Source organism: Paenibacillus sanfengchensis (assembly GCF_036864765.1).
GTDB lineage: Bacteria > Bacillota > Bacilli > Paenibacillales > Paenibacillaceae > Fontibacillus > Fontibacillus sanfengchensis.
On sequence record NZ_JBAGJC010000032.1, the window covers coordinates 1 to 995 of the forward strand.

General features: G+C 51.2%; 2 tRNA genes and 3 rRNA genes. All 5 read left to right on the plus strand.

Annotated elements, in window-relative coordinates:
* Positions 1-119, plus strand: a 16S ribosomal RNA gene (locus V4U84_RS26845); the annotation flags it as partial.
* Positions 120-222: 103 nt separating this feature from the next.
* Positions 223-339 (plus strand): 5S ribosomal RNA (rrf, locus tag V4U84_RS26850).
* Positions 340-378: 39 nt separating this feature from the next.
* A tRNA-Ile gene (locus V4U84_RS26855) sits at positions 379-455 on the plus strand.
* A 39-nt stretch (positions 456-494) separates the two neighbouring features.
* Positions 495-570, plus strand: a tRNA-Ala gene (locus V4U84_RS26860).
* Between the two features lie 288 nt (positions 571-858).
* Positions 859-995, plus strand: a 23S ribosomal RNA gene (locus V4U84_RS26865); the annotation flags it as partial.

The following is a 995-nucleotide window of genomic DNA, read 5'->3' on the forward strand; positions in this document are numbered from 1 at the left end:
CAACACCCGAAGTCGGTGAGGTAACCGCAAGGAGCCAGCCGCCGAAGGTGGGGTAGATGATTGGGGTGAAGTCGTAACAAGGTAGCCGTATCGGAAGGTGCGGCTGGATCACCTCCTTTCTATGGAGAATCGTTCTCTGCAACGAGAACATTCAAATAGCTAACCTTGAGTTAGCAAACTTACTCACTCGTTGGTCAGTTTTGAGAGTTCAACTCTCGCGCGTTTGGTGGCGATGGCGGAGGGGTTCCACGCGTACCCATCCCGAACACGACCGTTAAGCCCTCCAGCGCCGATGGTACTTGGACCGAAGGGTCCTGGGAGAGTAGGACGTTGCCAAGCGCACCCCTTAACAGGGTTTGCAATTGAATAATTGATTATGGGCCCTTAGCTCAGCTGGTTAGAGCGCACCCCTGATAAGGGTGAGGTCGGTGGTTCGAGTCCACTAGGGCCCACCATTCACTCCATAATCGAAACTTGAGGCTGGAGTTATATATGGGGCCATAGCTCAGCTGGGAGAGCGCCTGCCTTGCAAGCAGGAGGTCAGGAGTTCGATCCTCCTTGGCTCCACCATACAACATCACTTCCATGACTTACCGGTTGAACGGTAAGGCGGGAAATGATAAGATAGTCTTCCGCCGGTAAAACGGCGAAAGAATCTGCTGAAATATTGAACGTCACCTTGCGTGATCGTTACAACATTTCATCATTGATCCTTGAAAACTGGATAACGAAACGAAATTTGCGTTTTAGAAACAACTCTTTTAGCTGAACTTGTGTCAAAACAAGTTTAATAAAGGTAGTGACTACAGAGCGAAGGTTTTGGGATGACCGAAAGGTCGCGCAAAACCGGAGCGAATTGGTTAAGCTACTAAGAGCACACGGAGGATGCCTAGGCGCTAGGAGCCGAAGAAGGACGTGGCGAACAACGAAACTGCCTCGGGGAGCTGTAAGCAAGCTTTGATCCGGGGATGTCCGAATGGGGAAACCCGGCTGGA